General features: G+C 41.6%; 24 protein-coding genes and 1 pseudogene. 8 read left to right on the forward strand and 17 right to left on the reverse strand.

What is annotated here, in order from left to right; translation table 11 throughout:
• Nucleotides 1–21: 21 nt before the first annotated feature.
• The 3 genes from TY16_RS19580 to TY16_RS19590 all read right to left on the reverse strand — a co-directional run bounded on the left by TY16_RS19580 (nt 22) and on the right by TY16_RS19590 (nt 3,294).
• On the reverse strand, nt 22–999 hold the full coding sequence (locus tag TY16_RS19580; RefSeq protein WP_043933487.1) for an alpha-ketoacid dehydrogenase subunit beta: 978 nt from the start codon (nt 997–999) through the stop codon (nt 22–24).
• Nucleotides 1,000–1,002: 3 nt separating this feature from the next.
• Nucleotides 1,003–2,118 (reverse strand): pyruvate dehydrogenase (acetyl-transferring) E1 component subunit alpha, encoded by a 1,116-nt coding sequence (gene pdhA, locus TY16_RS19585; RefSeq protein ID WP_043933488.1) that lies wholly within the window; start codon nt 2,116–2,118, stop codon nt 1,003–1,005.
• 501 nt (nt 2,119–2,619) lie between these two features.
• Nucleotides 2,620–3,294 (reverse strand): YkyA family protein, encoded by a 675-nt coding sequence (locus TY16_RS19590; RefSeq protein ID WP_043933489.1) that lies wholly within the window; start codon nt 3,292–3,294, stop codon nt 2,620–2,622.
• A gap of 213 nt (nt 3,295–3,507) precedes the next feature.
• On the opposite strand from TY16_RS19590, the gene TY16_RS25870 reads away from it, so the two are divergent.
• From TY16_RS25870 to rnjA, 4 genes are all read left to right on the forward strand, one after another.
• Nucleotides 3,508–3,639 (forward strand): YjcZ family sporulation protein, encoded by a 132-nt coding sequence (locus TY16_RS25870; protein ID WP_081773043.1) that lies wholly within the window; start codon nt 3,508–3,510, stop codon nt 3,637–3,639.
• A gap of 151 nt (nt 3,640–3,790) precedes the next feature.
• Entirely contained in the window at nt 3,791–4,345 is a 555-nt protein-coding gene (gene def, locus TY16_RS19595; RefSeq protein ID WP_043933490.1) for a peptide deformylase, read from the forward strand.
• 623 nt (nt 4,346–4,968) lie between these two features.
• A complete protein-coding gene (locus TY16_RS19600) occupies nt 4,969–5,178 on the forward strand; it encodes a DNA-dependent RNA polymerase subunit epsilon (protein WP_043933491.1) in 210 nt (69 codons plus the stop codon).
• A gap of 6 nt (nt 5,179–5,184) precedes the next feature.
• Entirely contained in the window at nt 5,185–6,852 is a 1,668-nt protein-coding gene (gene rnjA, locus TY16_RS19605) for a ribonuclease J1 (RefSeq protein ID WP_043933492.1), read from the forward strand.
• Nucleotides 6,853–6,947: 95 nt separating this feature from the next.
• Here rnjA and TY16_RS19610 read toward each other — a convergent pair whose 3' ends face one another.
• The 5 genes and pseudogenes from TY16_RS19610 to TY16_RS19630 all read right to left on the reverse strand — a co-directional run bounded on the left by TY16_RS19610 (nt 6,948) and on the right by TY16_RS19630 (nt 11,201).
• Nucleotides 6,948–7,607 (reverse strand): potassium channel family protein, encoded by a 660-nt coding sequence (locus TY16_RS19610; RefSeq protein ID WP_043933493.1) that lies wholly within the window; start codon nt 7,605–7,607, stop codon nt 6,948–6,950.
• A 111-nt stretch (nt 7,608–7,718) separates the two neighbouring features.
• On the reverse strand, nt 7,719–8,648 hold the full coding sequence (locus TY16_RS19615; RefSeq protein ID WP_043933494.1) for a DUF4349 domain-containing protein: 930 nt from the start codon (nt 8,646–8,648) through the stop codon (nt 7,719–7,721).
• 388 nt (nt 8,649–9,036) lie between these two features.
• Nucleotides 9,037–9,492, reverse strand: a complete 456-nt coding sequence (locus TY16_RS19620) for a TlpA family protein disulfide reductase (protein WP_043933495.1) — start codon at nt 9,490–9,492, stop codon at nt 9,037–9,039.
• A gap of 98 nt (nt 9,493–9,590) precedes the next feature.
• Nucleotides 9,591–9,824, reverse strand: a pseudogene (locus TY16_RS19625) (peroxiredoxin); the annotation flags it as partial.
• Nucleotides 9,825–9,836: 12 nt separating this feature from the next.
• Entirely contained in the window at nt 9,837–11,201 is a 1,365-nt protein-coding gene (locus TY16_RS19630) for an IS200/IS605 family element transposase accessory protein TnpB (protein ID WP_043933496.1), read from the reverse strand.
• Between the two features lie 87 nt (nt 11,202–11,288).
• On the opposite strand from TY16_RS19630, the gene tnpA reads away from it, so the two are divergent.
• On the forward strand, nt 11,289–11,699 hold the full coding sequence (tnpA, locus tag TY16_RS19635) for an IS200/IS605 family transposase (protein ID WP_043933497.1): 411 nt from the start codon (nt 11,289–11,291) through the stop codon (nt 11,697–11,699).
• A 232-nt stretch (nt 11,700–11,931) separates the two neighbouring features.
• Here tnpA and TY16_RS19640 read toward each other — a convergent pair whose 3' ends face one another.
• The 7 genes from TY16_RS19640 to TY16_RS19670 all read right to left on the reverse strand — a co-directional run bounded on the left by TY16_RS19640 (nt 11,932) and on the right by TY16_RS19670 (nt 18,918).
• Nucleotides 11,932–13,053: an N-acetyldiaminopimelate deacetylase gene (locus tag TY16_RS19640; RefSeq protein ID WP_043933498.1), complete on the reverse strand. Its 1,122-nt coding sequence runs from the start codon at nt 13,051–13,053 to the stop codon at nt 11,932–11,934.
• 174 nt (nt 13,054–13,227) lie between these two features.
• A complete protein-coding gene (gene dapD, locus TY16_RS19645; protein ID WP_043933499.1) occupies nt 13,228–13,938 on the reverse strand; it encodes a 2,3,4,5-tetrahydropyridine-2,6-dicarboxylate N-acetyltransferase in 711 nt (236 codons plus the stop codon).
• 75 nt (nt 13,939–14,013) lie between these two features.
• Nucleotides 14,014–14,895 (reverse strand): LysR family transcriptional regulator, encoded by an 882-nt coding sequence (locus TY16_RS19650; protein WP_043933500.1) that lies wholly within the window; start codon nt 14,893–14,895, stop codon nt 14,014–14,016.
• A 591-nt stretch (nt 14,896–15,486) separates the two neighbouring features.
• The gene (locus TY16_RS19655; RefSeq protein WP_043933501.1) at nt 15,487–16,998 is read right to left on the reverse strand and encodes an MDR family MFS transporter; all 1,512 of its coding nucleotides are present in this window, start codon (nt 16,996–16,998) and stop codon (nt 15,487–15,489) included.
• Between the two features lie 72 nt (nt 16,999–17,070).
• Nucleotides 17,071–17,523 carry a cyclic-di-AMP-binding protein CbpB gene (gene cbpB / locus TY16_RS19660; RefSeq protein WP_043933502.1) on the reverse strand — a complete coding sequence of 151 codons (453 nt, stop codon included), beginning with the start codon at nt 17,521–17,523 and terminating at the stop codon, nt 17,071–17,073.
• Nucleotides 17,524–17,733: 210 nt separating this feature from the next.
• The gene (locus TY16_RS19665) at nt 17,734–17,970 is read right to left on the reverse strand and encodes a YkuJ family protein (RefSeq protein WP_043933503.1); all 237 of its coding nucleotides are present in this window, start codon (nt 17,968–17,970) and stop codon (nt 17,734–17,736) included.
• Nucleotides 17,971–18,207: 237 nt separating this feature from the next.
• Nucleotides 18,208–18,918, reverse strand: a complete 711-nt coding sequence (locus TY16_RS19670) for a DUF3993 domain-containing protein (RefSeq protein ID WP_052342801.1) — start codon at nt 18,916–18,918, stop codon at nt 18,208–18,210.
• Between the two features lie 247 nt (nt 18,919–19,165).
• On the opposite strand from TY16_RS19670, the gene TY16_RS19675 reads away from it, so the two are divergent.
• Nucleotides 19,166–19,963 (forward strand): C39 family peptidase, encoded by a 798-nt coding sequence (locus TY16_RS19675; RefSeq protein ID WP_231505650.1) that lies wholly within the window; start codon nt 19,166–19,168, stop codon nt 19,961–19,963.
• A 92-nt stretch (nt 19,964–20,055) separates the two neighbouring features.
• Here the strand turns inward: TY16_RS19675 and fadH are convergent, their stop codons facing one another.
• Complete coding sequence (gene fadH / locus TY16_RS19680) at nt 20,056–20,811, reverse strand: 2,4-dienoyl-CoA reductase (RefSeq protein ID WP_043933504.1); 756 nt, start codon at nt 20,809–20,811, stop codon at nt 20,056–20,058.
• 184 nt (nt 20,812–20,995) lie between these two features.
• Between fadH and TY16_RS19685 the strand changes: the two genes are divergently transcribed.
• Nucleotides 20,996–21,865, forward strand: a complete 870-nt coding sequence (locus TY16_RS19685) for a metallophosphoesterase (protein WP_043933505.1) — start codon at nt 20,996–20,998, stop codon at nt 21,863–21,865.
• Nucleotides 21,866–21,893: 28 nt separating this feature from the next.
• Here TY16_RS19685 and TY16_RS19690 read toward each other — a convergent pair whose 3' ends face one another.
• Nucleotides 21,894–24,026 (reverse strand): sensor domain-containing protein, encoded by a 2,133-nt coding sequence (locus TY16_RS19690; RefSeq protein WP_231505651.1) that lies wholly within the window; start codon nt 24,024–24,026, stop codon nt 21,894–21,896.
• A gap of 402 nt (nt 24,027–24,428) precedes the next feature.
• Here TY16_RS19690 and TY16_RS19695 point away from each other — a divergent pair, with 402 nt between their 5' ends.
• The gene (locus TY16_RS19695; protein ID WP_043934852.1) at nt 24,429–24,887 is read left to right on the forward strand and encodes a YkyB family protein; all 459 of its coding nucleotides are present in this window, start codon (nt 24,429–24,431) and stop codon (nt 24,885–24,887) included.
• Nucleotides 24,888–24,899 lie beyond the last annotated feature (12 nt).

Here is a 24,899-nt window from a genome sequence, read left to right on the forward strand (position 1 = left end):
AAAACGCGGTATTTTCCTCAATTAGAATGAAAGAACCTTTTTGGCTGTTTCGATAATATCTTTATAATTTGGAAGCCATGCTGCTTCAGCTTGCGGGAATGGGAATACTGTATCAGGTGCTGCAACACGCAATACAGGTGCTTCAAGGCTAAGAATCGCACGGTCGTTGATTTCCGCGACTACCTGAGCTGCTATACCCGCCTGCTTCTGAGCTTCCTGGACAACAATCACACGGCCTGTCTTCTCAACTGATGCAATGATTGTTTCAATGTCAATTGGCCAAACAGTACGAAGATCGATAACTTCTGCAGATTGGCCTTCTTTTTCAAGCTCCTCTGCAGCTTTCAATGATTCATGAACCATTGCACCATACGTTACAATTGTTATGTCTTTACCTTCGCGCTTTATATCAGCTTTCCCTAGAGGAATTGTGTACTCCTCTTCAGGAACCTCCTGGCGGAAAGAACGGTATAACTTCATATGCTCCAAGAAAATGACCGTGTCATTATCACGGATAGATGAAATCAACAGACCTTTTGCATCATACGGAGTTGAAGGGATAACAACTTTAACACCTGGTGTTTGAGCCATCAGCCCTTCAAGGCTATCTGCGTGCATATCTGGAGTATGTACGCCACCACCAAAAGGAGAACGGATTGTTACAGGTGAAGTGTAACGGCCTCCTGAACGGTACCGCATACGCGCCAATTGGCCGGCAATTGAATCCATGACTTCGAAAACAAAGCCGAAGAACTGGATTTCTGGAACGGGACGGTATCCTTGTAAAGCAAGGCCGACAGCCAGGCCGCCAATTCCTGATTCCGCAAGCGGAGTGTCAAATACGCGGTCTTCGCCAAATTCTTTTTGAAGGCCTTCCGTTGCACGGAATACACCGCCATTTACGCCCACATCCTCACCGAATACTAGTACATTCGGATCGTTACGCAATTCTGTGCGCAATGCATCAGTAATTGCTTGAATCATTGTCATTTGCGCCATGGCTTATTTCGACTCCTTTGCTTTGTAAACTTCATATTGTTCTTTTAGGTAATGAGGCATCTCATCAAACATAATTGACATTAGGTCTGTAACTTTTTGCTTTGGTGCCGCATCGGCTTTTTTGATTGCCTCTTTAATATCTTCTTTAGCCTTTTCAATTACTTCAGTTTCCTTCTCTTCGTTCCAGATTCCTTTCTTTTCAAGGAATGTACGGAAACGGACAAGAGGATCTTTCTTTTCCCACTCATTATCAAGGTCTTTTGTACGGTACCTTGTTGGATCGTCACCTGCCATGGTATGTGGGCCATAACGGTACGTAATTGTTTCAATCAGGGTTGGGCCTTCACCGTTAACCGCACGGTCACGCGCATCACGTGTAGCTTTGTAAACAGCAAGTGGATCCATACCGTCCACAATTACGCCAGGAATTCCAGCTGCAACTGCCTTTTGAGCAAGTGTTTTAGCAGCTGTTTGCTTTTCACGCGGTGTTGAAATCGCGAATTGGTTGTTTTGGATAACAAAGATTGCTGGAGATTTAAATGCACCCGCAAAGTTGATACCTTCATAGAAATCACCCTGCGAAGTACCGCCATCACCTGTATACGTAATCGCAACTGATTTTTGTCCACGCTTCTGCATGCCAAGTGCAACACCTGCTGTTTGTACATACTGGGCACCAATGATAATTTGTGGATGAAGCACGTTTACGCCTTCAGGAACGTTCATGCCTTCAAAATGGCCACGGGACCATAGGAATGCTTGGTAAAGTGGTAAACCATGCCAAACAATCTGAGGAACATCTCGATACCCAGGAAGGATAAAGTCTTCTTTTTCAAGGGCAAATTGTGAAGCAAGCTGGGAAGCTTCCTGTCCCGCTGTTGGTGCATAGAATCCCAGGCGGCCCTGGCGGTTTAGGGAGATCGAACGCTGATCAAGAATACGTGTATAAACCATACGGCGCATTAATTCCTGGAGCTGTTCATCGCTCAGGTCAGGCATTGCCGCTTCATTAACAACTTCTCCTTCTTCATTAAGGATTTGAAGTGTTTCGAATTGCTGCTCTACTGATTCGAGCGTTTTTTTGGCATCGAATTGGGCATTCTTAGTTTTAGAAGCCATCTTGGTCACCTTTCCTTTCTTTGTTTAAAAATATAATGTCCAAATTAGTTTTTTCATTTCGAGCAATCGTTATTTAATGGGAATTAAAATACTTGCTTATGATACCCATAAAATCAATTTAAAGACGTCTTCCCGTCATATTTAGAAAAAATCTGACAGAAGCCCTATACTGGTACAACTTTAAGGGCATTCGCATACATCTTTATGTAGTGTTCCACATTCTTGTACCCGAAAAACACAAATTTGGATATTGGCAAGCTTCGGATTCTGTACCAGTCTAGAACCCCCATCACATTGATACAACTCTTACCTGCAAATCGAGTGTACAACATATTCAATAAACCCGTCAATCATATTGCTTCACAAATTTGTCACTATATCAATATTGGAATATAATTTCGCTTTATCGCAAACTGTATCATTGATTACCATACACCTGTTTCACTTTGTATCCATAAAAAATTATACTAAAAAAGAAGACAGCCAGTAACCCTGGCTGTCTTAAGATTCGTTTTTACCTTCAAGACCCGCTAATTTAAAGAAAGATAGCTTTTCCTGGTTGTATTTTTCCGTCAATTCATTGAATTGCTTATTGGCTTCCAAAACTTTTGTATATGACCCGTTCACCGAGGTAATCTGGCCTTCGAGAACCTTAAGGTTGACATCCTTGGTTTTGAGTAAAGTATACAGCTTTTGGTCATTTTCAATTGCAATCATATATTCTTTGTACAGCTTTTCATGCGCCGAATATCTTTCTTTCATTGTCGCAACGACCAATTCTGCTTTTTCTTTTAATTTCGGATCTTTTATTTCCTTCAGATGATCTGCTGCTGCACCAAACTGTTTGCGGGATTCGTCAAGGCTTTCCTTTTCAAGAGCTATATGTTCTTTCCTTTTATCCACAAGCTTCAACGCATCATTGGACAGCTTCTCCACTTGGTCGAATTCCTTCTGTCCAATTTCCACGATTTGATCAAAAAGCTCTTTTTCCTTCTTTTCCAGCTCAACTAAAGGTGCCTGTTGCTCCTCAAATTTTTTCTCGGCAGCAACGGCCTTTTCCATAACATCATAGATTTGTTCAGCAGGAGATTTTTGGCCAAGGCATCCAGCCAGCAAAACTAAAGGAAGAACCAGGCAGAAAACAATCCGCAAGAATTTCAGTGAGGAAAATTTCACGTTAATACCCTCCTATCATAACACTTATACTATATCGGTACTTGCCGTTTTTGACAACTTCCGTCGATTCAGCTTGTCCATATTTAAGATATTCGGGCCAAGAAGAATGTATGTCTGGGCATCGGCCCAAACTTTTATTCTGTTTCTGCATAGGCTGTAATAATCCCCCGGGGCTTTTGTCCATGGGAGGCAAATTTATGAGGAGGGTCTTGAATGTACGGTTATTATGGGCATTGCGGATACGGATATCCGGGCGGAGTTGGCGGAGTTGGCTTTGGCAGAGGCTTTGCATTAATTGTAGTCCTGTTCATCCTGCTGATTATCGTGGGTTGCGCCTGGTTATAAGTGAAAAGAAGAGAGGGTGCTTGCCTTCTCTTTTCTTATTCCCATTTAAATTAACTTTTTAAAGAATCTTTGATAGACTTAGGTAAGAACAGCTTTCCCGGTTCTCCGGAAAGCGTACTTATAAAGCATCTGGTTTACAGGAGTGAAAAATATGATAACAATGGAAGATATCATCCGTGATGGACATCCTTCTCTAAGGTTACCTGCAGAGGAAGTAGCAATGCCGCCAAGTGAGGATGAAAAACGAATTCTTGCAAGCATGCTTGAATACGTTATTAATAGCCAAAATCCGGAAATCGCTGAAAAATATAGCCTGAGACCAGGTATTGGGTTAGCTGCACCACAAATTAATGTATTAAAAAGGATGATAGCGGTTCATGCCCATGACGAAAAAGGCAATCTTCATAGTTACGCCCTTTTCAATCCGAAGATTGTCAGCCATTCCGTTGAGAAGTCATATTTGACTTCTGGGGAGGGATGTTTATCCGTGGATGAACCACACCCTGGCTTTGTCCCACGGCACGCAAGAATTACCGTCAAGGCATTCGACTCAGATGGAAAAGAAATAAAGTTACGCTTAAAAGGAATGATTGCTGTAGTTTTCCAGCATGAAATCGACCACCTGAATGGCGTTTTGTTCTATGACCACATTAACAAAAATGACCCACACAAGCCGATTGATAATGCCATTCCAATTGAAAGGTAACTCATGGGAAACTGCCGGGATCATCTGCCGGCAGTTTTATTTTTAGTTAGGCTAACTAATGATTAACTTTATTTTTAAAATATTTATATTTGACAATTTGTTAACAACTGCCAATTCCATGATTAACCATGAAAATATCATCCAAATCAACATATACTAATAGTAACAAAACGGACTGAATGCCCAAAAAAACAAAAATTTGGCGACAATCTGCTTGCCCTGCTTTACTTTGGACAAGGATAGTTTAAAATATAAGGTAAGGAGATGATCCACTATGTTAAAGAAGCTAAGAAAGAAGCTTTTAAAACAGTGGAAAGAATTACTCAGAAAAAAATCCATTGCCTAATGTTTTGAGCCCTTCAAACTTGCGAAGGGCTCCTTCCTTATTGTAAATTGAAAAGCAGTAGTGAAAATTTAGCAATTGTTCCTTTATAATCCGGCTATCACCGGAAATAAATGAAGAATAAGGAAAAACCAAATAAAATACTCGCCAATAGCTTGACCTCTGGTTTCTGGCAATGCAATGTTGAATTTAGGCTAAGTAGAATGCATAACCAAGAAAAAACTATGCATTTCTATAAGAGAAAATAGACAAGTTATTTTGGAGACAGGAGCGATTTATAATGCTATTCAAGATTTACTACCAGGAGAGTCTGAACGAGGTTCCGGTAAGGGAAAAAACTAAATCCCTCTATATCGAGGGAGATTCTGAAAGAGACGTCAGGAAAAAGATTTCCGACCGGGGCTATAACATTGAATTTGTACAATCTGTAAGCGGTGCCCACCTGGAGTACGAAAAACAAAAAGAAGACTTTAATGTATTGGAGATTTGATAATTTATGAAATTTGTTAAGAATGACCAAACCGCTGTTTTCGCACTTGGCGGGCTTGGCGAGATTGGGAAAAATACGTATGCTGTACAGTTTCAGGATGAGATTATCGTTATTGATGCCGGAGTTAAGTTTCCGGAAGACGAATTACTAGGAATTGACTATGTTATACCTGATTATTCCTATCTTGTAAAAAATGAAGATAAAATAAAAGGACTATTCATTACCCATGGCCATGAGGATCACATTGGCGGTATTCCTTACCTTTTAAAAGAGGTCAACATTCCGATATACGGTGGTAAACTTGCACTCGGCCTTATTAGAAATAAGCTGGAAGAGCATGGATTATTAAGGACCGCCAAACTTATTGAAATCAAGGAAGACGACATTATTAAATTCAGGAAAACTTCTGTTACGTTCTTCAGAACAACACACAGCATTCCGGATTCTTATGGGATAGTTGTTAAAACTCCGAATGGACAAGTTGTCCATACCGGAGATTTCAAATTTGATTTCACTCCTGTTGGTGAGCCAGCGAACTTGACAAAAATGGCTGAAATAGGCAAAGAAGGCGTGCTCTGCCTCCTTTCTGATAGTACCAACAGTGAAATACCTGACTTTACCATGTCCGAGCGCAAAGTTGGCGAAAGCATTGATGATATCTTTATGAAGGTAGACGGAAGGATCATTTTCGCTACATTTGCTTCAAATATCCACAGGCTGCAGCAGGTTGTGGAAGCGGCAGTCGCCAACGGCCGAAAAGTTGCAGTATTCGGCAGAAGCATGGAAGCCGCCATTAATATCGGACAAGAGCTTGGCTATATTCGCGCACCTAAGGAGACTTTTATTGATGCTCAGACCATCAACAAGCTCCCTGCCAATCGAGTAACCATTTTGTGTACCGGAAGCCAGGGCGAACCGATGGCAGCTCTTTCAAGAATTGCAAATGGTACACACAGGCAAATTCAAATTATCCCTGGGGATACGGTTGTGTTCTCGTCTTCACCAATCCCTGGTAATACAATCAGTGTAAGCCGCACAATCAATATGCTTTTCCGGGCGGGTGCAGATGTCATTCACGGAAAACTCAGTAATATTCACACATCAGGTCACGGTGGACAGGAAGAGCAGAAACTAATGCTCCGCCTCATCAAGCCAAAATTCTTTATGCCGATCCACGGTGAATACAGAATGCAGCGGATGCATTCAAAGCTTGCGGTTGATTGTGGTGTACCTGAAGAAAATTGCTTCATTATGGATAACGGTGAAGTGCTAGCCCTTTCCGAAGATACTGCTCAAATAGCAGGTAAAATTCCTTCCGGTTCTGTCTATATCGATGGAAGCGGCATCGGGGATATTGGAAATATTGTTCTTCGGGATAGAAGGATTCTTTCTGAAGAAGGCCTCGTAGTCGTTGTAGTCAGCATCAATATGAAGGAATTCAAGATTGTTGCTGGACCGGATCTTATCTCTAGGGGTTTTGTATATATGAGAGAATCCGGCGACTTAATCAATGATGCCCAAAGCTTGATTTCGAAGCACCTGAATAAAATCATGGAACGCAAAACCACACAGTGGTCTGAGATTAAAAATGAAATCACTGACACGCTTGGACCTTTCCTTTACGAAAAGACTAAGCGCCGTCCAATGATTTTGCCAATAATCATGGAAATTTAAGAACCGGAGTGGTAACTCTTACCGGTGACGTTTAATTTATTGAATAGCTAATAAAAGGAGAAACCTAAATAAAATAGGCTTCTCCTTTTTTATTGTTATTCCATCTCTTTATGTCTGAACCTTTCAATATCATCATCCGATCCAATCACGATCAGTATATCCCCTAACCAAATTCTTTCGCTCGCCTGCGGAGAAACTATGATATCAGTGCCCCGTTTGATTGCAACAATATTCAAACCGTATCTGGCTCGGATATTAAGACCGAGGATTGTATTGCCACCCAGCTTTTCATTAGCCACAATTTCCACAATACTGTGGTGGTCGGATAATTCAATATAATCAAGAACATTATTCGTCGAGATTGTATTTGCAATCCGGATTCCCATATCACGTTCAGGGTGCGCGACCACATCCGCTCCAATTTTCACTAAAACCTTCTCATGATAATCGCTTAGAGCTTTCGCAGTAATATGACGCACCCCTAGTTCCTTAAGAATTAGTGTCGTCAGAATACTCGCCTGGATATTATCACCGATCGCAACGATTACATGGTCAAAATTTCTGATTCCAAGGCCTTTCAAAACCGCTTCATCCGTTGAATCACCTACAACCGCGTGCGAAGCAATTGAAGCATATTCGTTTACTCTATCCTCGTTGTTGTCAATTGCCAGGACCTCCATTCCCAATTCAGAGAGTCTTTTGCATATACTCCCTCCGAACCTTCCCAGCCCAATGACTGCAAAATCTTTTTTCACCGAAATTCCTCCAATGCCTTCACTATCTTTCTTACATAGTACCAAAAAAAATCAATGTTGTTTACCCTTTCAGTTTCTTCAAACGGAGGAATTATAGCTGGTAAACCCAGGTTACCCTTTATCACGGAACAGCTTCTTAACACTAATAAAAAGTATAAACCCAGCTGCTGCGAGACCGAGAATAATCGGCAAGTTCCCAAAGAAAAAAACAATGAATCCGGAAATCCACGAGAGCAGCATATTGACACTGCTTAAGAATTGCTTCTTTGTCCTCTCCCATGTATTAAGTTCCTTTGGTGTAGTTCCACTAACGACAACTTTTGTTTCAAAAAAAGAAATGGTAATAGTAGAAAGAGAAGCCCTGTCTTTTAAGTATTTCATTTTTCCAACTAACTGCTCAATTTCCTCCTGTACAACTGCCAGATCAGAAGATATTTTTAAAAGGTCCTCGGTTCTTTCGGCCCCCTTCATGAAATCAAGGAGCCTCGCCTCTACTGCACGCTTTGATTTGAGCCTTGATTCTAGATCCACATAGTCTTCGGTTACATCATCACCCCGGACAACCCGTTCAATTACTTCAGCTGCTTCCTTTTCGGCTTCATGAAGGAATTTTTCAAATTGTGATGCTGGGACTCGAATTGTTACTGCCCCGCTCATTCCTTCCCCGCCATCCCTGGATACTGTAGAATCAACAATAAAGCCTCCGTATTGTTTAGCTTTTGTTTCAAGGGATTGCTGTGCTTCAGCAAAGTCCTTTACTCGTAAATGAAGCTCTGCTTCATGAATAACCATTCTACCTTTCTCGCTCGCAACATCTCTATCTGCCAGTTCATTTCCCTCGGGTGAAGCACTATCTGTTGAATCTTTAGAGGCATTATTCCGTTCTACCTCTCCTATCTCATTCCCGCTGACACCTTTTTCGCTTTTTCCACTATCCGCCCTATCCATGCCGCTCTCCGAGGTATCACTCGAACTGCAGGACACTAAAATAGCTAGTAATAAGGAAACTAAAAGAAAGAAAAACCTTTTTATCACAGCCATAAATGTCACTCTCCATGTCCATTTATTGATTAGACGTGTTGGCCGGGACGTTGTGACAGTCCCATTTAAAGCTCCCTTTAGGTTGAATATGAGAGAAACATAAAAAATGGTTGCTTGCCATCCTTCATTTAGCTTATGAAGACAAGAACAGTACAAAAAATAATGGCCTGCCCTCCTTCATTTGGGCTTATGAAGACGGGAAAAGCATAAAAAATGGTGGCTCACCCTCCTTAATTTAGCCTATGAAGACAAGAACAGCATGAAAAATGATGGCTTACCCCCCTTCATTTGGGTTTATGAAGACGGGAAAAGCACGAAAAATTATGGCTTACCCTCCTTCATTAATCTCAAAAGAAAAAGACTGGCACCCTGGCCAGTCAATATACATTCAATCTGTATTTTCCATCTCATCCAGTATCTTGTTGACGCGCTTTTCCAGCATTTTCATACCGCTTCCTCCAGCCTGAAAATGGCGGAGTTTGCCTTCACGGTCAAAGACGTAATAAGCTGGTACATACTGATTTTCAAATTCCTCAGCCAGTATATGCTCGCTATCAACAAAAATCGGCTGGTTAATCCCATGTTCCCCTGCTACTTTTTTGATTTCGTCTATATTGAGATCAGCTTCGGACCTGGGCATATGGACAGCAATAACATTTAGCTTATCCTTATAAGTGTCACGGAATTGATTGACCTGTGGCATTGCCTCCTTACAGAGATGGCAGCTAACCGACCAGAAGTGAAACACGGTTGGTTTTTCCCCCACTAGCTCTTCCCTGGTTACTTTACCATTCAGCCATTCCGTTGCCCCGGATAGCGCCGGCATTTGTTGGCGTAATTTCAACAAAACCACCTCCATGATTGTTCTCTTTTCCCCAAAAAAGACCTACCATTCTGCAGGTTAGGTCTTTGATTTGTTGCAAAGCACTGACATTCAGTGGTTTAAAGCGTTTTTTTCCCTGGTTTCCAGTTAGCGGGGCATAGGCCTCCTGTTTGAAGCGCCTGGAGTACCCTTAGTGTTTCATCAACATCACGGCCGATATTGTTATGATTTACAAGTTGATACATCAGTTCTCCTTCAGGGTTAATTATGAACAAGCCTCTTAGAGCGACTCCCTCTTCGTAAACCTCACCCACCAAATGCCCCGCACTTGGAAGGTGCTTCATTTGACTTAAATACAGTCTATACTAGCTGTGAGACAACGCTTTTGTCTGGAACGCCGAGTGAAGACTACTTAATGAAGCCAAAGTCTGCAATGTCCTTTTTGCCAATTCAGGGACTTTTGCCTGAAGGGACAACCTTTCCATTTCTGAAAAGGGTTTTGTGAGTTCACGGATAAAGTACCTTGCACCGATATTGTAGGAAGCAGAAAGGTCTGCATGATAGACTTTGCCAGTGGTGAACGTGGCAAGGTCTTTCTTTTGGTTCCGGGAGACAAATCCGCTTCCATCGAAGGCCAACACACTGGTATTACGGGCGTTGATACGGGATATGCGCATCCCGTTATAATGAGCCATCTCGGTTACTTTGTTTTGAATTGCCGTTTTCCGCCAGTAGTGGAGTTTGAAGCGCAGCCGCCTCGCTCCGTAGAATCCTTTCGGAACTTTCATTTTTTTCAAGTACTCAAATACGATGACGTCGGCCCCGTGTTGTTTGGCAAACCCGACAATAATGTGGCATGTGTCATGAATGATATGGGTTTGTAAACCACGGATTCTTCTCCAAAAGTTTGGTGCTCCTATCTTTCCTGACTTCCGCTGTGCCTTTTTCAGTTTGTTCTTCAGTCGATACAGGCGGTCTTTTTCTTTGGCTTGGTTAATAAACTTCCGAGCCATGACAGTTCCGTTTGCATCGATAAAGGAACAAACAGCCGAGTTGGTCAACCCCAAGTCCACGGAACATACAATTCGGTCCTTGGTTTTCGTTTTATTTAGCTTAATATCCTTCTCATACGAGATGTTCAGGAAGTATTTCTTCCCCACCCTAACGAGTTTTGGGTTGCATTCCTTCCAATCCCACACATCCCGCTTGTAAAGGTCTTGTCCTTTAAACTGAATGTCCATCCAAACCCAATCACTTTGATGAAATACCTTAATACGGGCTGAGCAATCACCAGTCCGTTCGAACATATTTCCTTTATAAAAGACGGGAAACTCATGGTGGTCAAGAGTTAAAGAAGGTGGATTCTTTTTAAGGGTCTTTCCTTCTTGATGAGCCAGTTCTTTTTCCTGGTGCCAATTTTGAAGTAATGAACGATAGCTTTTTACTTTACCATAGGCGGAAGCGATGGCTGAACGACGGAAGTAAGACGGAAACTTATAAAACGTTTGGTTGAATTCGGGGTATTTTGGTTGAGGATTCTGCGAGGTGCGGTGAATGAACTTTTCGACAAGCGTAACCATACTTTTTGTAGAGATACCATTAAAGTTTGGAATTTCCCTATCTATGACATCAATCAGGAAATGAAGAGCTTGATTATAAATTTCTAAAGTTGTATCAAAGATACGAGCATGATTGGTAATTTTATATCGCAAGGTTTTCGCCTGCTTCACACAGAACCCTCCTTTCTCGAATATGTAATTTATGGTACTATTATACCATTATATAGGGTTAGTTGTAAAAGAGGATGGAGAAGAAAAATGACGGAATACAAGAAGAATAGACATGCATTATATAAACTTACTTATCATTTAGTTGTCATCACAAAATATCGTCATCCTTGTATCACCAAACCAATGATGGAAAGGTTAAAAGAAATCACCCTTGAACTTTTTGAAAAATGGGATTGCGAATTAATTGAAATGAACGGAGAGCCCGACCACATCCACATTTTATTTGACGCTCCACCGCAAGTCCAACTTTCTAAAATTATTAATAGTTTTAAGACTGTAACCTCCCGATTAATCCGTAAGCAATTTGGAGAACATTTGCGACACTACTATTGGAAACCGTATTTTTGGAGTCGGAGTTACATGGTAATATCCACTGGTGGGGCAACGATTGAGATCATACAAAAATATATTGAAGAACAAGGCAAACGAGAGAAATAAAGAGAGGGTGACTAACCCCCACTAAATCAGAGATTTGGAAGGAGAATGCGTCACCCATTTTGTTCAATATAACAACGGAATGGCGTTCAAAAAGGTGTTATCATTTACACTAACTTTATCTTAGGACAAGGCTTTCTCAAGTCAAAATTAACATGTAATCCGTAAGCCTTGCATCCTCTTTAACTATCCACACTCATTCCCTACCTACACTGGAAATATTATAAAAACTCTTTTAGTTTCCCGATTTATAGATGATATACGATTTAATCAGATCGATTGCCTTTGGAATTGCTGATTCATTCGGGGAAAGCTTCGCATGGTGTAATCCATACGGGGAATCCACGCCAAGCCAGAACATAAAGCCTGGAATATCCCTGAGCATAAAACCAAAATCCTCTCCAGTCATCGCCTCCTTGCAACGAACCACTTCAATATCTTCCGAGTTTGAAGCAAATTCATAGAAATCCAATGCCAGTGCAGGATCATTGTAAACCTGATGATACATTGAGCCGTAATCAATTACCGCTTCACACGCAAACCCCTCTTCAATCCCTCTGACCAATGATTCGATTCTTGATTTGACTGTCTTCATCGATTCAGGCGATAGTGTTCTGATGGTTCCTTCCAAACGCGCCTTGTCGGCAATCACGTTTTGGACGGTCCCTCCAGTAATCTTTCCAATTGTAATGACAGCACTGTCAAGAGGGTCAACATTCCTCGATATAACTGTCTGAAGCTGAGTAACAAGGTGACAGGCAGCCACAACCATATCATTCGCTGTATGTGGGTATGCAGCATGTCCACCTTTACCCTTTAAATCAACGAAGAGTTCCGAAGTATTCGCAAAAAGCAAGCCTTCTTTGAATGCTATTGTTCCTGCCGGATATTCAGGGGCAATATGTAAAGCAAGAATCATATCTGGCAGCCACTTCTGCATCGTTTCGGATTTAAGCATTGGTTCAGCACCGCCAGGACCTTCCTCCGCAGGCTGGAAAATAAACAAAAGATCATCATTAATAGGGTTATGGACAAAAAACTCAACCAATCCAAGGGCAATGCTCATATGAAAATCGTGTCCGCAGGCATGCATATTCCCTTCATGCACGGAAGTAAAAGGATATCCTGTGTCCTCTTTTATCGGAAGGCCATCGATATCTGTTCTGTAGCCGATTATTTTAGTTGGGTTAAGTCCTTTTATCCGTACAAATAAACCGGTACGCCACTCACTGATCACAAGCCTTTCCTGTGGAAGTGAATTTAAGAAATTTAATAAGTAAGCCTGGGTTTTAAATTCTTGAAAACCGAGCTCCGGTATTTGATGGAGTTCACGGCGGATTTTAATAAAGTGATCCATTCCTTTATATGCCTCCTAATTGTTAACGGAGAGCAAAGCTCTCTTTTTTCCCTGTGTGCTTTACACTAGGATTTTAATGTTCTCTATTCATTATAAAGACCTGAGATACAAAAGAAAGTGCGGATTGCTCCACACTTTCCTTTTCGTACCATTCAACGAATCGTTATCGCGTGATTACAGCTGGCGCAATTCGTTCATGATCTCAGTTTTTGATTTTGTTTTTTCATCAATTTCCTTAATTACTCTAGCAGGCGCACCAGCGACAAGCGTGTTTGCCGGTACATCTTCGAGCACAATCGATCCAGCTGCAACAACTGCACCTTTCCCGACTGTGACACCTTCAATGACAACTGCATTAGCACCAATAACAACCTCATCTTCGATAATAACAGGTTTTGCTGAAGGCGGCTCAATTACCCCTGCCAGTACCGTTCCTGCCCCAATATGACAGTTTTTTCCGACAGTAGCCCTGCCGCCCATGATAACGCCCATATCAATCATTGTACCCTCGCCAATCACGGCACCAATATTAATGAGGGCTCCCATCATAATAACGGCATTGTCACCAATTTCAACTTGATCACGAATAATTGCGCCGGGCTCAATCCTGGCTTTAATATTTTTGGTATCCAAAAGCGGGATAGCAGAATTCCTGCGGTCACTTTCAATGATATAATCGTCAATTTTTGCCTGGTTTTGCTCAATGATTGGATTGATATCAGACCACTCACCAAAAACTACACCTGTATTGCCAGTGATAAACGTTTTAGAATCTGCACCAAAGTCAAGTCCTTCGAGATCGCCTTTTATGTAAACCTTAACTGGCGTGGATTTTTTTGCATTCTGAATGAACGAAATAATTTCGTTGGCGTCCATCATTTTCATTATATACCCCTCCATTATGTATGTACTGAATCATACTTTACCAAACAGCTAGATTGAAAACAAGAAAAAGCATTATCATTTTCCTTCGTTAATATGCTCGAGGACAAGTTCGGTAAAGGCTCGTACCTGCTTTAGTTCAAATGAGGATTCGTACCCTAGCAACCAGGTATCCCTTTTGATAGGCTGGTTATCTTCATTGAGTAATTCAAGTTTGAAAATATCGTCCCCTGCTCCATCAAGAGTGATTTCAGGAAGGATTGCATATCCAATCCCATTAAAGGCCATTTGCTTGCATGTTTCAATCTGGTCAACAATGACTGTCCTTTTAGGCGGCAGTTTAAATTGGCGGTGCCACCATTCCTGGATTTCCTGATAATAGTTAGAATCACTTTTAAACTGGATGAATGGCCTGTCTGTCTTGAGAACTTGATCGATTGATGAGATCTCTCTGTCCACCAAGAACAGCCTATCTTCAAAAAGGTGAACCTTCTTCCCTTTCCAGTCTGGAGTCCCTCTAATAATGCCTATATGGGCCTGATGGTCATATAACGACTTGAGGATTTCACTGCTCCATCCCGTTACCAGTGATATTTTAGCCTGTGGATAACGCTCGACGAACTTTTTCAATACCCTCGGCAGCCAATGCTGTCCAACAATTGTAGCCACTGCTATTTTAAGAGTACCGGCAACTCCGGATTCCATGGAGTGAATGGCTTCCCTGACCTTTTCCTCCTCACTGAGAACATCGTTAACGAAACGAATGACCTCTTCTCCCTGAGGAGTAAGCGATAGCCCTTTTTGAGAACGGATAAACAGTTTTGTCCCCCACTCCTTTTCAATGGTCTGAAGGCGCTGGGACAGGGCTGGCTGTGAGACAAAAAGACGTTCAGAGGCCTTTCTCATATTCATTTCCTGCGCCAGGACCGAAAGCAGTTGGAACTCAGAAAGCGACGACATCCGTTTTCCTCCATAGGTTTTTTATTATTATATCGTAAATTTCATACTAAAACATTTATGAAAAAGCTGTATTCGTGGATATTGCAGATTTCAAACCATTGTTGAATGGAGCGGAAGGCGAGAAGACTCGTTCGAAAAACGCTACAACCGCATTTTCTCCTGCGGTGCTTTTTCTGGGAAGATTATTCAACGTCCTAACGGGAGAAAAGGTCAGTGGGAGACCCCGCAGGCGCTCGCGCCGAGGAGAAAGAAATGCGGAGGCGACTGCCCAGCTCGACAAGCGCTAGAGGGCCAGAAGCAGAGGTCATTCTTTGACTTCAGCTGAAGGACAGAAGCGACCTCGAGCTGTAACAATCATCGCTTTTCCAAAGCCATGATTGTTACAAGATAATCAGGATGCTTAGTCAAGAAGAAAACTAGCTAGGAGCCGCAGCAAGACAGGCTCCCAGGCCGCCCGTGCAAAGCGTAGCGCCTCGTGACAGGCAAAAAACGCCTGTCCCTGCGATGACAATTCTAAGGAGCTTCCCCTTTGTGGAGCGGAAATCAGCAGGCATTTTTAACTCAGCCAATAAAAAACCCAGTAACCCGAATTTAACCTTTCTGTTTTACCATTATTGGTAAAAAAGCTATCAAAACCATACTGATAACAGCAAATAGCAAGACACCCAGATATACAGTATGAAGGGAAATCGTCAAGCCTTCCTGAAGTATTTCAAGGACACCTGTAGGCAAGTTTTCCCTTTCTGCTTTATCGAGGAGAATATTTGCGCTATCAAGAGTCAGACCTTCTCCTTCTTCTCCTTTGTCAGCAAGGTAGGCAGAGAAGCGGCTGTTGAGGATGCCGCCTAAAAGCGCTGCACCGATTGTATTACCCAAATTCCTCATGAACATATTCGATGCTGTTGCAATTCCCCTCTGTTGCCAGCTTACCGTACTTTGAATCAGAACAATAAACGCTGTTGATGTAAGCCCCATTCCTAAACCTATAATGAACGACCCAGCTGCTGCCATGGCAGGGCCCGCTTCTGGTGTCATAAATGCGAAAACCGTACCACCAATAATAAGGAAGACACCACCCAGCAAGGAGGTTGTCCGATAGCCCTTCGTTAGGATCAGCCTGCCTGAAATTGAGGAAGCAATCGGCCAGCCAATAGACATGGCTGTCAAGGTAAATCCGGCAACAATGGGGGATTGTTCCATGACACCTTGTACGAACGCTGGCAAAAAACTTGAAATCCCTATCAGCATGATTCCTGTAGTTAAAGAGACACTGTTAGCTATGAGAATAGATTTTTCCTTCCAAATTGAAAATGGCATTATTGGCTCTGCCGCCCGTTTCTCCTGAAATACAAATAAGCCTAATGCTAAAATGGTCACTGCAATTAAGGACAAAGCTGGTGTGGAGGCCCATTCCCACCTGGTCCCGCCTTCCACTAGAATAAACATGAGTGCAGATATACCAATTGTCAAAAGAATGGCACCCATATAATCAATTTCCCGTTTCTTTTTCTCGACATTCTCATGAAGAAAGAACCAAAGGCCAACCATAGAAAGGAGCCCAAGCGGAATATTAACCCAGAATACATAATGCCAGCTGACATATTCGACAAGCAGGCCCCCAATTGCCGGACCCATTACGGCAGATACCCCCCAGACACTGGACAGATATCCCTGGATTTTCGCCCGTTCCTCCGTTGTATAAATATCACCGACTATTGTTGATGCTATCGGTGTTACGGCACCTGCTCCAAATCCCTGGATCAGTCTGAATACAATCAACATTTGCATTGATTCAGCAAAACCACAAAGAATAGAACCAATCATGAAAAAGGTTAGGCCAAAGAGAATAACAGGTTTTCTCCCAAAAAGATCTGCCAATTTACCATAAATGAGTACTGTAATGGCGTTCATCAATAAATAAGCAGAAAACACCCAGCTATAAAGTGAAAAACCCCCTAAATCACCGACAATTGCCGGCATAGCAGTAGAAACGATTGTGGCTTCAACAGCACTCATAAACATGGCCAGCATGACAGAAGCAAGCACAAAAGGCCTATTCGTTTTTTTACCGTTATGTATTCCTTTATTAATGGCTTCCCACACAAAGCGCACCCCTTTATCGTCTCACTAAACCATCATACAATGTAAGATGGCTCCCGTTCCCGGGAGCCTATATTAGCCATGTTTTTTATTTAGTTTTTTTAAATGTCTGTTCAACTGGTTCAATACTGTACTTCGCGGAAGAATCCCTTCAAAGTACCCCTCACCAGACTCAATGCAAAGAAAAGGATGGTTAATCAACAATTCAATGCACTTGTTAATTGGAACATCCATTTTTACGCGAGGTACCGTAACGTTCATGACTTCTTCGACTCTTTTTCTTTCAAGCAATTCAAATTCAATCCGCTCGAGGCCGAGAATTGAATCCATAATAAGAGTCGTACTTATCAGCCCGCGAAGCCGATAATGAGGATCTAAGACCGGAACTGCGGTATACCTGCTTTTGGTAAGGACGAGTAAAGCATGTTCAAGGTTATTCCCTACCTGTACGTGAGCAGTCCTTTCTGATGGGATCATCAAATCCCTTATGTTCATTTCCAGGAATTCTCCACTATGAAGACTTATCATTTACGAATACTCCTCAAATTAGGTTTATACACTATTATATTCTAACATAAAAGATTATGTATGGGTTATTTCGAAGCGCTGATACCAAACTTAACCACCTATTATAACTGATGCTCTCCTGCATCATATCGTGATTTATTTTTAATACGATGCTGGCGTCGCATTAGCGGTTTACCAAACAGAAAAAGGAACCATTAGGTTCCCTTGGTGTTATTGGATCAAGTCAAAAATTTCAATCGTAATCATGTCGATATTATCGAATTGATAACGTTTTGGCTTTTCCTTTTCGTTGTATACTTCCAGTTCAAAAGTTTCAGTCTTTGGGTGGAAAGTGACCTGGCACTTCCTCTCACCATTCACTTCAAAATATCGCTGGGCAGGTTCACCGCTATTCGATTGTTCCTGAAGGTTTTTTAAACGGGTAATGATCCCTTGAAGCTGTGACATGCTCTCTCTCCTTTCAAAAAACAAACAAGCCCTTGTAATTAGATTTCTCTACATAACTATTTCTATCCATACAGGGAATATCCATAATCTGCAAATAGGTTTTCTTGCTTGCCAATATTAACAGCATAAAGTAAGTGAGTGGGTATAGACAAGTAAAAACTGATGTTTTATAAAAAAATATTGTGAAATTTAAAAAGCCGCCCTTAAATTTTAAGTAGCGGCTTAAAACTGTTTTAGCTAATATCCCATTACAAGCTGATCGTCATTTTGTTCAAATAGCGCCGAGATGCTTTCAGTCTCACCTGAGCTTATGATTGCCCCATATTGAATTAGATTTCCTATTGGATTCATGCCCAGCTGGAATTGCAGTGAGGCAGCTTCCACTTCTTTCGTGGTTTCAGCCTCCTCAACCACCTGATTATTTGCATTAATTAATTTAACGTGAGAATCAGCTTGCTCAATCACTGATTCCGGTATAGTGTCGTATAGGTATTCAGCAACTTTCCAACTGTCTCCATTCTTTACAAGAAGCAAGCCTTCAAAATGGCTCTCATACCCGACAGGACCTTCATGTGTCTCGGGGAAGAATTCAAATACATACGCTTTGTCTCCCTCAAACACAACCTCTGTTTTATCGGAGAATTGGTAATATGGAATATAATAAGGGGCAAAATCAGTTCCATATGTAACAAATTTTCCGTTTTCTTCTGCAACGTTAATATCCCAAAATTCCTTTGCGTATTCCTCAGTAAAATATTCAGAAAGTATTTCATTAATTTCTTCCTTTGTCCGCAGTTTTTCACTTAGCGACACCTGAGCTAAAAAAGCATTTTCCAAAACCGTAAATATTTCCTCTCGGCTTGGCTTATTTTTCCCCTCAGTTGCATGTGGATACATAGGCATGGCAATTAACAAAACGGCACAAATCACCAACAACGTCTTTTTCATCTAAACTCCCCCTGCATGAGCCCACTACTTGGGCTCTTATATTTTATCAGCTATTTCTAGGAGCTTGTCCCAAAATAATTCGTAAAATAGTTGCATGATTAGACATTCTTTATCCTATACCCTTATTGGAGATCTATTAACCCCGTCAATAGAAAAAACGGACTTTCTTTCACTTGGAAAGGTGTCCCGCTTATATGGCTGGTTCGCACGGAGATACTAATAGCAGGCTTGAAAAAGGAGGATAAATTTGCGAAAAATTTATTTTCTTACAACTCTTTTGCTTCTTCATGGGTGTGAATACGGTAAAAGTATTTCTGCAGTCGAAGAAACGCGTAAAGAAGTATTTACAAGCCAGGCTCCGGAAGAGAAACAATTTGAAATGGGGAAGAGCGAGGCCAAACATGGGGAACGAATTGATCTTATTGGACAAAAAGGACAGGAAGTTCCCGGTGCCACTAAGCTTGACGTTGTTCAGATCAACCAAAATCCTGAGTTACGATATGGGTGCGAGGTGACCAGTCTTGCAATGGTCCTGAAGTATGCAGGTGTAAAAACAGGAAAAATGGAATTGTACAGGGCAATAAGGAAAGACCATGACCCTATTGTCCGTTCAGGCAGAGATATTACCAATTGGGGAAATCCAGCAGATGGCTTTGTAGGAGATATGACCGGCAAAAATGGTGCGGGATATGCAGTATATGACCAGCCTATTGCCGACTTAGTCAATATCTATCTGCCTGGCCGTGCTGTAAACCTGACCAAAAAACCATTTGAGGACATTCTTGCTCATGTTGAAAAAGGTTATCCTGTGGTCGTCTGGACAACTGGAGACTACCGCCTCCCTGACCGTTGGGAATCATGGATGCATGCTGGCGAAAGAATCAGGACACCTCTTGATTTGCACGCTGTAGTCCTTGTTGGTTTTGATACAAACAATGTCTATATCAATGATCCGCTATCCGGTAAAAAGCAGCATCGAGTAAATAAAGAGCAATTCATTGCTTCCTGGAAGGCACTGAAATGCCGGGCTGTTAGCTACCGGTAAGCAATACGAACTGAAGGCAAACCACACATTACAGCGGTTTGCCCTCAGCTCTACAAACATTTCTGATTCTACTGGTTAATTCCACTTAATAACTAAAAAGGGTGCTGGTTCAGCCATTGGCCGCCATCGAGAGTAATACATTCCCCATTCATATATGATGCCTGTTCAGAGAATAAAAAATGAGCCAGGCTGGCAATTTCTTCAGGCTTCCCTAGACGGCCAAGCGGCACGCTTTCAATCGTCCTTTTGGCCGCTTCCTCCGATTCCCATAATTTATCTGCTCCACCTGTCCTTTCAATCGGACCTGGAGCAATCGCATTTACTCTGATGCCATACTTCCTTCCCCACTCAACGGCAAGTGTCCTGGTCATTGATAAAACCCCTGCCTTTGCGGCTGCTGAATGAATAACACCAGCTCCTGCACCCCAGGCATAAGTAGCTACCATATTAATGATCCGACCCTGAATCTTTTTTTCAATCCAGTAGGAGCCCACTTCCCTGCTGCAATAAAAAGTCCCGTTCAGGACGATATCAATAACAGACTTCCAGCCATTTGGACTTAATTTTTCTGCTGGACAAATAAAGTTGCCAGCCGCATTATTAACAAGAAAATCAATGCTGCCAAATTCATCTGCGGTTTTTTTTACCATCCGGCTGACATCCTCAATGCTCCTTACATCCATTTCTATCGTTAATATCCTACCGCCAATTTCAGCTTTGGCTTTTTCCAGTCTTTCGCTGGAACGGCCTGTTATAACAACATTCGCATCGGCCTCTACAAACTTCTTGGCCATATACTTTCCCATGCCGCTTGAACCACCTGTTATAATAACTGTTTTTCCATTCATGCTACTCCCCCTCATTCGTTCTTAACTAAAGAGTTTACCACAATTCGCCTAACTTTTCTGAAGATTCTTTCTGATTTTTGAAAGTGGTCTTGCTTCTAATCATCAAGCTAGTTTGATAGTATAGAATAACGGAAGTTTCCCAAGCATTCCCTGCGAAAATTAGATTAACAGGCTGGTAAATGATATGAAAAAAAAACAAACTCGAAGATCGTTTCTAAAAACAATGATCGGCGGAATGCTTGCTGTAGTTGGGCTAGGGTCTGGGGGTTACTTTTATGCACGTGAAGTTGAGCCTGGATTGCTGGATATTCAGTCACACGAAATCTCACACGCACTCATTCCTAAGGGCATGGATGGATTTAGAATTGTCCAGTTCAGCGATACCCATTTAGGATTCCATTACAGCTTAAAGCAGTTGGAAAAACTGGCAAGAAAAATTACGAATCTAAAACCAGATTTGATTGTCTTTAGTGGAGACCTGATGGATGATCCGAATTCATATGAATCACCAAATGAAATTATCTCCATCCTTCAAGGGCTTAAGGCGCCTGCAGGCAAATATGCGATTTTTGGAAATCATGATCACGGAGGCTACGGCACCGAATTGTATCAAGAAGTAATGGACGCATCAGGATTTACAACTCTATTAAATGAGGGAGTTTCAATTGAGAGAACTGGTGAATCGTTCTACTTGCTTGGGATCGATGATAAAATGCTTGGAAAGCCCAATATTGCGAAGCCTTTGGAAAATGTACCTAAAAACATCTACAAAATTCTTCTTTCCCACGCACCCGATGTAGCAGATGAAGCAGCTGAATTTGATATCCACCTCCAATTAAGCGGCCACAGTCATGGGGGCCAAATAAAAGTCCCCCTTATTGGGGCTCTAGTCGTACCACCGTACGCTGAAAAGTATCACGAAGGTTTTTATTTTATTGGATCGGAAGAATCACTGACACTTTACGTAAATCGCGGACTCGGAACAACCCGGCTTCCATTCAGATTTATGTCTAAGCCAGAATTGACTGTTTTTACTCTTAAAAATAAAGCATAAAAAGCCTTTATCAATAGGATAAGGGCTTTTAGCTATATTCCTCGAGTATTCCAAAGCTTGTTTTCATGTATCTTTTCTCGATTTCTTTTACAGTAATGGGCTTAGCGAAATAAAAGCCCTGCGCCTTATGGCAGCCTTCCCCACAAAGCCATTCTGCTTGTGTGGCATTTTCGACTCCTTCGGCAATCACTTCAACTCCAAGGCTTTTTCCAAGGTGGACGATGGCTGATGCAATTGCGGCGTCTTTTTGGTTTTCAGTAATATCTTTTACAAAGGATTTATCAATCTTTAGGACATCAATCGGAAATTCCTTTAGGTAGCTTAAGGATGAATAACCTGTACCGAAGTCATCTACAGAAATAGTAATACCTAAATCTTTTATACTTTGAAGCGCTGGGATTGCCTCGGTTTTGTTTTGCAGTGTGCCTTCTGTTATTTCAATTTCCAAATAGGATGGAGAAGGCAAATATTTCTCGACCGCAGCTTTTAAAAATGCTGCAAATGATGGCTGCTGCATCTGCTTCGGAGAAATATTGATAGCAACTCTGAAACCAAAGAATCCTTTGCGGTTCCACGACCTAATTTGCTTGCATGCGTTCTCTATCACCCAGTTGCCGATTGGGACAATTAGCCCCGTATCCTCAGCAAGAGGGATAAAAGTGGCAGGCGAAATTGAGCCAAGTTCTTTAGAATCCCATCGCAGAAGAGCCTCAAAGCTCCTTACTTCACCTGTGGAAAGGTCAATTTGCGGCTGATAAAACAGGCTTAACTCTTGTTTATCAATTGCTTTCCGTAAATGAGTTTCCAATGCTAGAACATTTGAGATAGAAGAGTTCATGTCGGATCGGTAAAATTGGAAATGGGCTCTGCCCCGTTCCTTAACCCGAAAGAGGGCTTCATCGGCATTCTTTAATAGCGTTTCTGCATCTTTGCCATCATTCGGGTACATACTGATACCAATACTTGGCGAAATAAAATATTCCTGTGAATTAAAATAAAATGACCTTTTGAATAATGACAAAATCCTTTGGGCAAAAAAGATGGCTGCCTTCCTGTTTGTCCCAAGCAGGAGTATATTGAATTCGTCCCCTCCCTGCCTATAGACTAGACAGCTTTCATTTGAGCATTCAGAGAGACGGGCAGAAACCTTCTTTAATATTTCATCACCGACAAGATGGCCAAGCGAATCGTTTAAATGTTTAAAGCGATCCAAATCAATTGAAATTAAGGCAAATTCCTTTTTATTCCGGGAAGGTGAATAAAGCTCCTCGTTAAGCCGGTCAAGGAGCGCCCTCCTATTCAGCAAACCTGTTAGTTGGTCATGGAAAGCCATATACCTAATCATTTCTACATTCTTTGATTGCTCAGATATATCCCTGATAATCACATAAATACCAAGAACGTCCCCATAAACAATGATTGGTACCGTCCTGATATGCAAGGTCAGCAAATGTCCATCATTCCCAGTAAACCTGCAATCAAGTGATTCAAGAGCTTTTCCGTTCCCTGTATCCTCTACGAGGCTCTTGAAGCTTTCGAAATCAATGTCATATACCAAATCATAAATGGACATGCCTTTCAGCATATACTCTCCATAGCCGGTCAACGCTGCCGCTGCCGGATTCGCTTCGAGGATCTGTCCTTCTAGATTAATTGAAAAAATGGCATCAATATTATGCTCGACAATTGATCGATACCGTTGGCCAGCATGAATAATCGCATCTTTTTCATTCAGAGATGTGGTAACATCCCTGGTAATCCCGACAATATACTGTATTTCCCCTTCAGAGTCCCGGACTGGAGTGAGGACTGTCTCGCCATAGTATTCCTTACCTTTCTCAAGAAAGGAAGCGTCAAACACCAAGGTTGAAGAATCAGTTTGGAGTACTTTTTCATATTCTTGCTGAAGATGCTCAGCCACTTCTCCTGGAAGGACTTCCTGAAAGGTTTTCCCAAACGGGTCATCTGTCAGTGTGATTCTTTTCGACGCTATTTCATTGGCAAAAATATACCGAAAACTCGGACCTTTATCGACCTTCATAATGAAGACCATATCCTTGATATGCTTAAAAATCACATCGTAAAGGATTTTTTCTATCTTCATCCCCCGCCTGGAGGCTTTATTTCTCTTTTGTTCGGATGGACTGTTGATTAACTCCATAAAATCATCCTCTAACTTGTAAAAATTCAATGTTAATTAGTCTGATCAGGGAGCTAATTCCCTAAAAGTTTACATACCATAAATCTACAAATTCCCCGATATGTCTATCATACTATAAGAATTTTGTAACTGGGAATGCCTTTTCAAAAAAGTTTTATTTGGTGACCATAAATAACTTTTAATTTTTCATCCATCTGCTCCTTATAATAAGAACTATCTAATTGTTAAGGTAGTATCTATCCGAAATTAAAAAAAGCCTGAAAAACAGCCCCTGCATTTGGGATTAAGCAGGAAGAAAAGCATGTATGACTTGATGGGAAAAGGGGTCTAAATTAGATGCTTTCTAATCATTCAAAAATGGGTATAATAGAATATGATTCTATAATTGAAAGGAGACTTTGCTTGGACAGCAATAGGAAAAGACCTCCAGCAATCCAGTCAGTTCAAAATCTCTCCCAGGCAATTTATATTGTCAATCGGCATGCGAAGACCGCGCCAAATCCAAAATACCTTTACCTTTTAAAACATGAATCACTTAAGAAGATGCTTCGGGAAGGAAAGGCAAAAAAAATTGGTCTGCACTTTTCAAATCGGCCAAAAAATAGCCAGCAGCAGTCCGATGTCCTCGTTGAATGCGGAGATTATACTTTTCATATCCCGCCCGAGAAAAAAGATTTTGCCGAACTTCCTCATCTCGGCCAGCTTAATGACCTGATCCGCAATCCTAAAGCTTCAATTCCACTTACACATGCAAAAGCAATTCTTCAGGCATACACTGGCATAAAGGAAACACCCGATCCTCCCGACCGGAAAAAAACTTATCAAAAACCTGTCTTTAAAAGGCTGGGTGAAAGTTATTAATGATTAGCGCTG

Origin of the sequence: Bacillus sp. EB01, from assembly GCF_000613125.1 — a bacterium.
Classification (GTDB): Bacteria; Bacillota; Bacilli; order Bacillales; family Cytobacillaceae; genus Bacillus_D.

Coding starts and splice junctions, on each gene's coding strand:
- TY16_RS19685 (WP_043933505.1), top strand. CDS start 20,996: ATGAAAAAAAAACAAACTCGAAGATCGTTTCTAAAAACAATGATCGGC.
- TY16_RS19650 (WP_043933500.1), bottom strand. CDS start 14,895: ATGTCGTCGCTTTCTGAGTTCCAACTGCTTTCGGTCCTGGCGCAGGAA.
- cbpB (WP_043933502.1), bottom strand. CDS start 17,523: ATGATAAGTCTTCATAGTGGAGAATTCCTGGAAATGAACATAAGGGAT.
- TY16_RS19615 (WP_043933494.1), bottom strand. CDS start 8,648: ATGGCTGTGATAAAAAGGTTTTTCTTTCTTTTAGTTTCCTTATTACTA.
- pdhA (WP_043933488.1), bottom strand. CDS start 2,118: ATGGCTTCTAAAACTAAGAATGCCCAATTCGATGCCAAAAAAACGCTC.
- tnpA (WP_043933497.1), top strand. CDS start 11,289: ATGACGGAATACAAGAAGAATAGACATGCATTATATAAACTTACTTAT.
- rnjA (WP_043933492.1), top strand. CDS start 5,185: ATGAAATTTGTTAAGAATGACCAAACCGCTGTTTTCGCACTTGGCGGG.
- dapD (WP_043933499.1), bottom strand. CDS start 13,938: ATGAAAATGATGGACGCCAACGAAATTATTTCGTTCATTCAGAATGCA.
- TY16_RS19690 (WP_231505651.1), bottom strand. CDS start 24,026: ATGGAGTTAATCAACAGTCCATCCGAACAAAAGAGAAATAAAGCCTCC.
- TY16_RS19665 (WP_043933503.1), bottom strand. CDS start 17,970: ATGTCACAGCTTCAAGGGATCATTACCCGTTTAAAAAACCTTCAGGAA.
- fadH (WP_043933504.1), bottom strand. CDS start 20,811: ATGAATGGAAAAACAGTTATTATAACAGGTGGTTCAAGCGGCATGGGA.
- def (WP_043933490.1), top strand. CDS start 3,791: ATGATAACAATGGAAGATATCATCCGTGATGGACATCCTTCTCTAAGG.
- TY16_RS19640 (WP_043933498.1), bottom strand. CDS start 13,053: ATGGATCACTTTATTAAAATCCGCCGTGAACTCCATCAAATACCGGAG.
- TY16_RS19670 (WP_052342801.1), bottom strand. CDS start 18,918: ATGAAAAAGACGTTGTTGGTGATTTGTGCCGTTTTGTTAATTGCCATG.
- TY16_RS25870 (WP_081773043.1), top strand. CDS start 3,508: ATGTACGGTTATTATGGGCATTGCGGATACGGATATCCGGGCGGAGTT.
- TY16_RS19600 (WP_043933491.1), top strand. CDS start 4,969: ATGCTATTCAAGATTTACTACCAGGAGAGTCTGAACGAGGTTCCGGTA.
- TY16_RS19580 (WP_043933487.1), bottom strand. CDS start 999: ATGGCGCAAATGACAATGATTCAAGCAATTACTGATGCATTGCGCACA.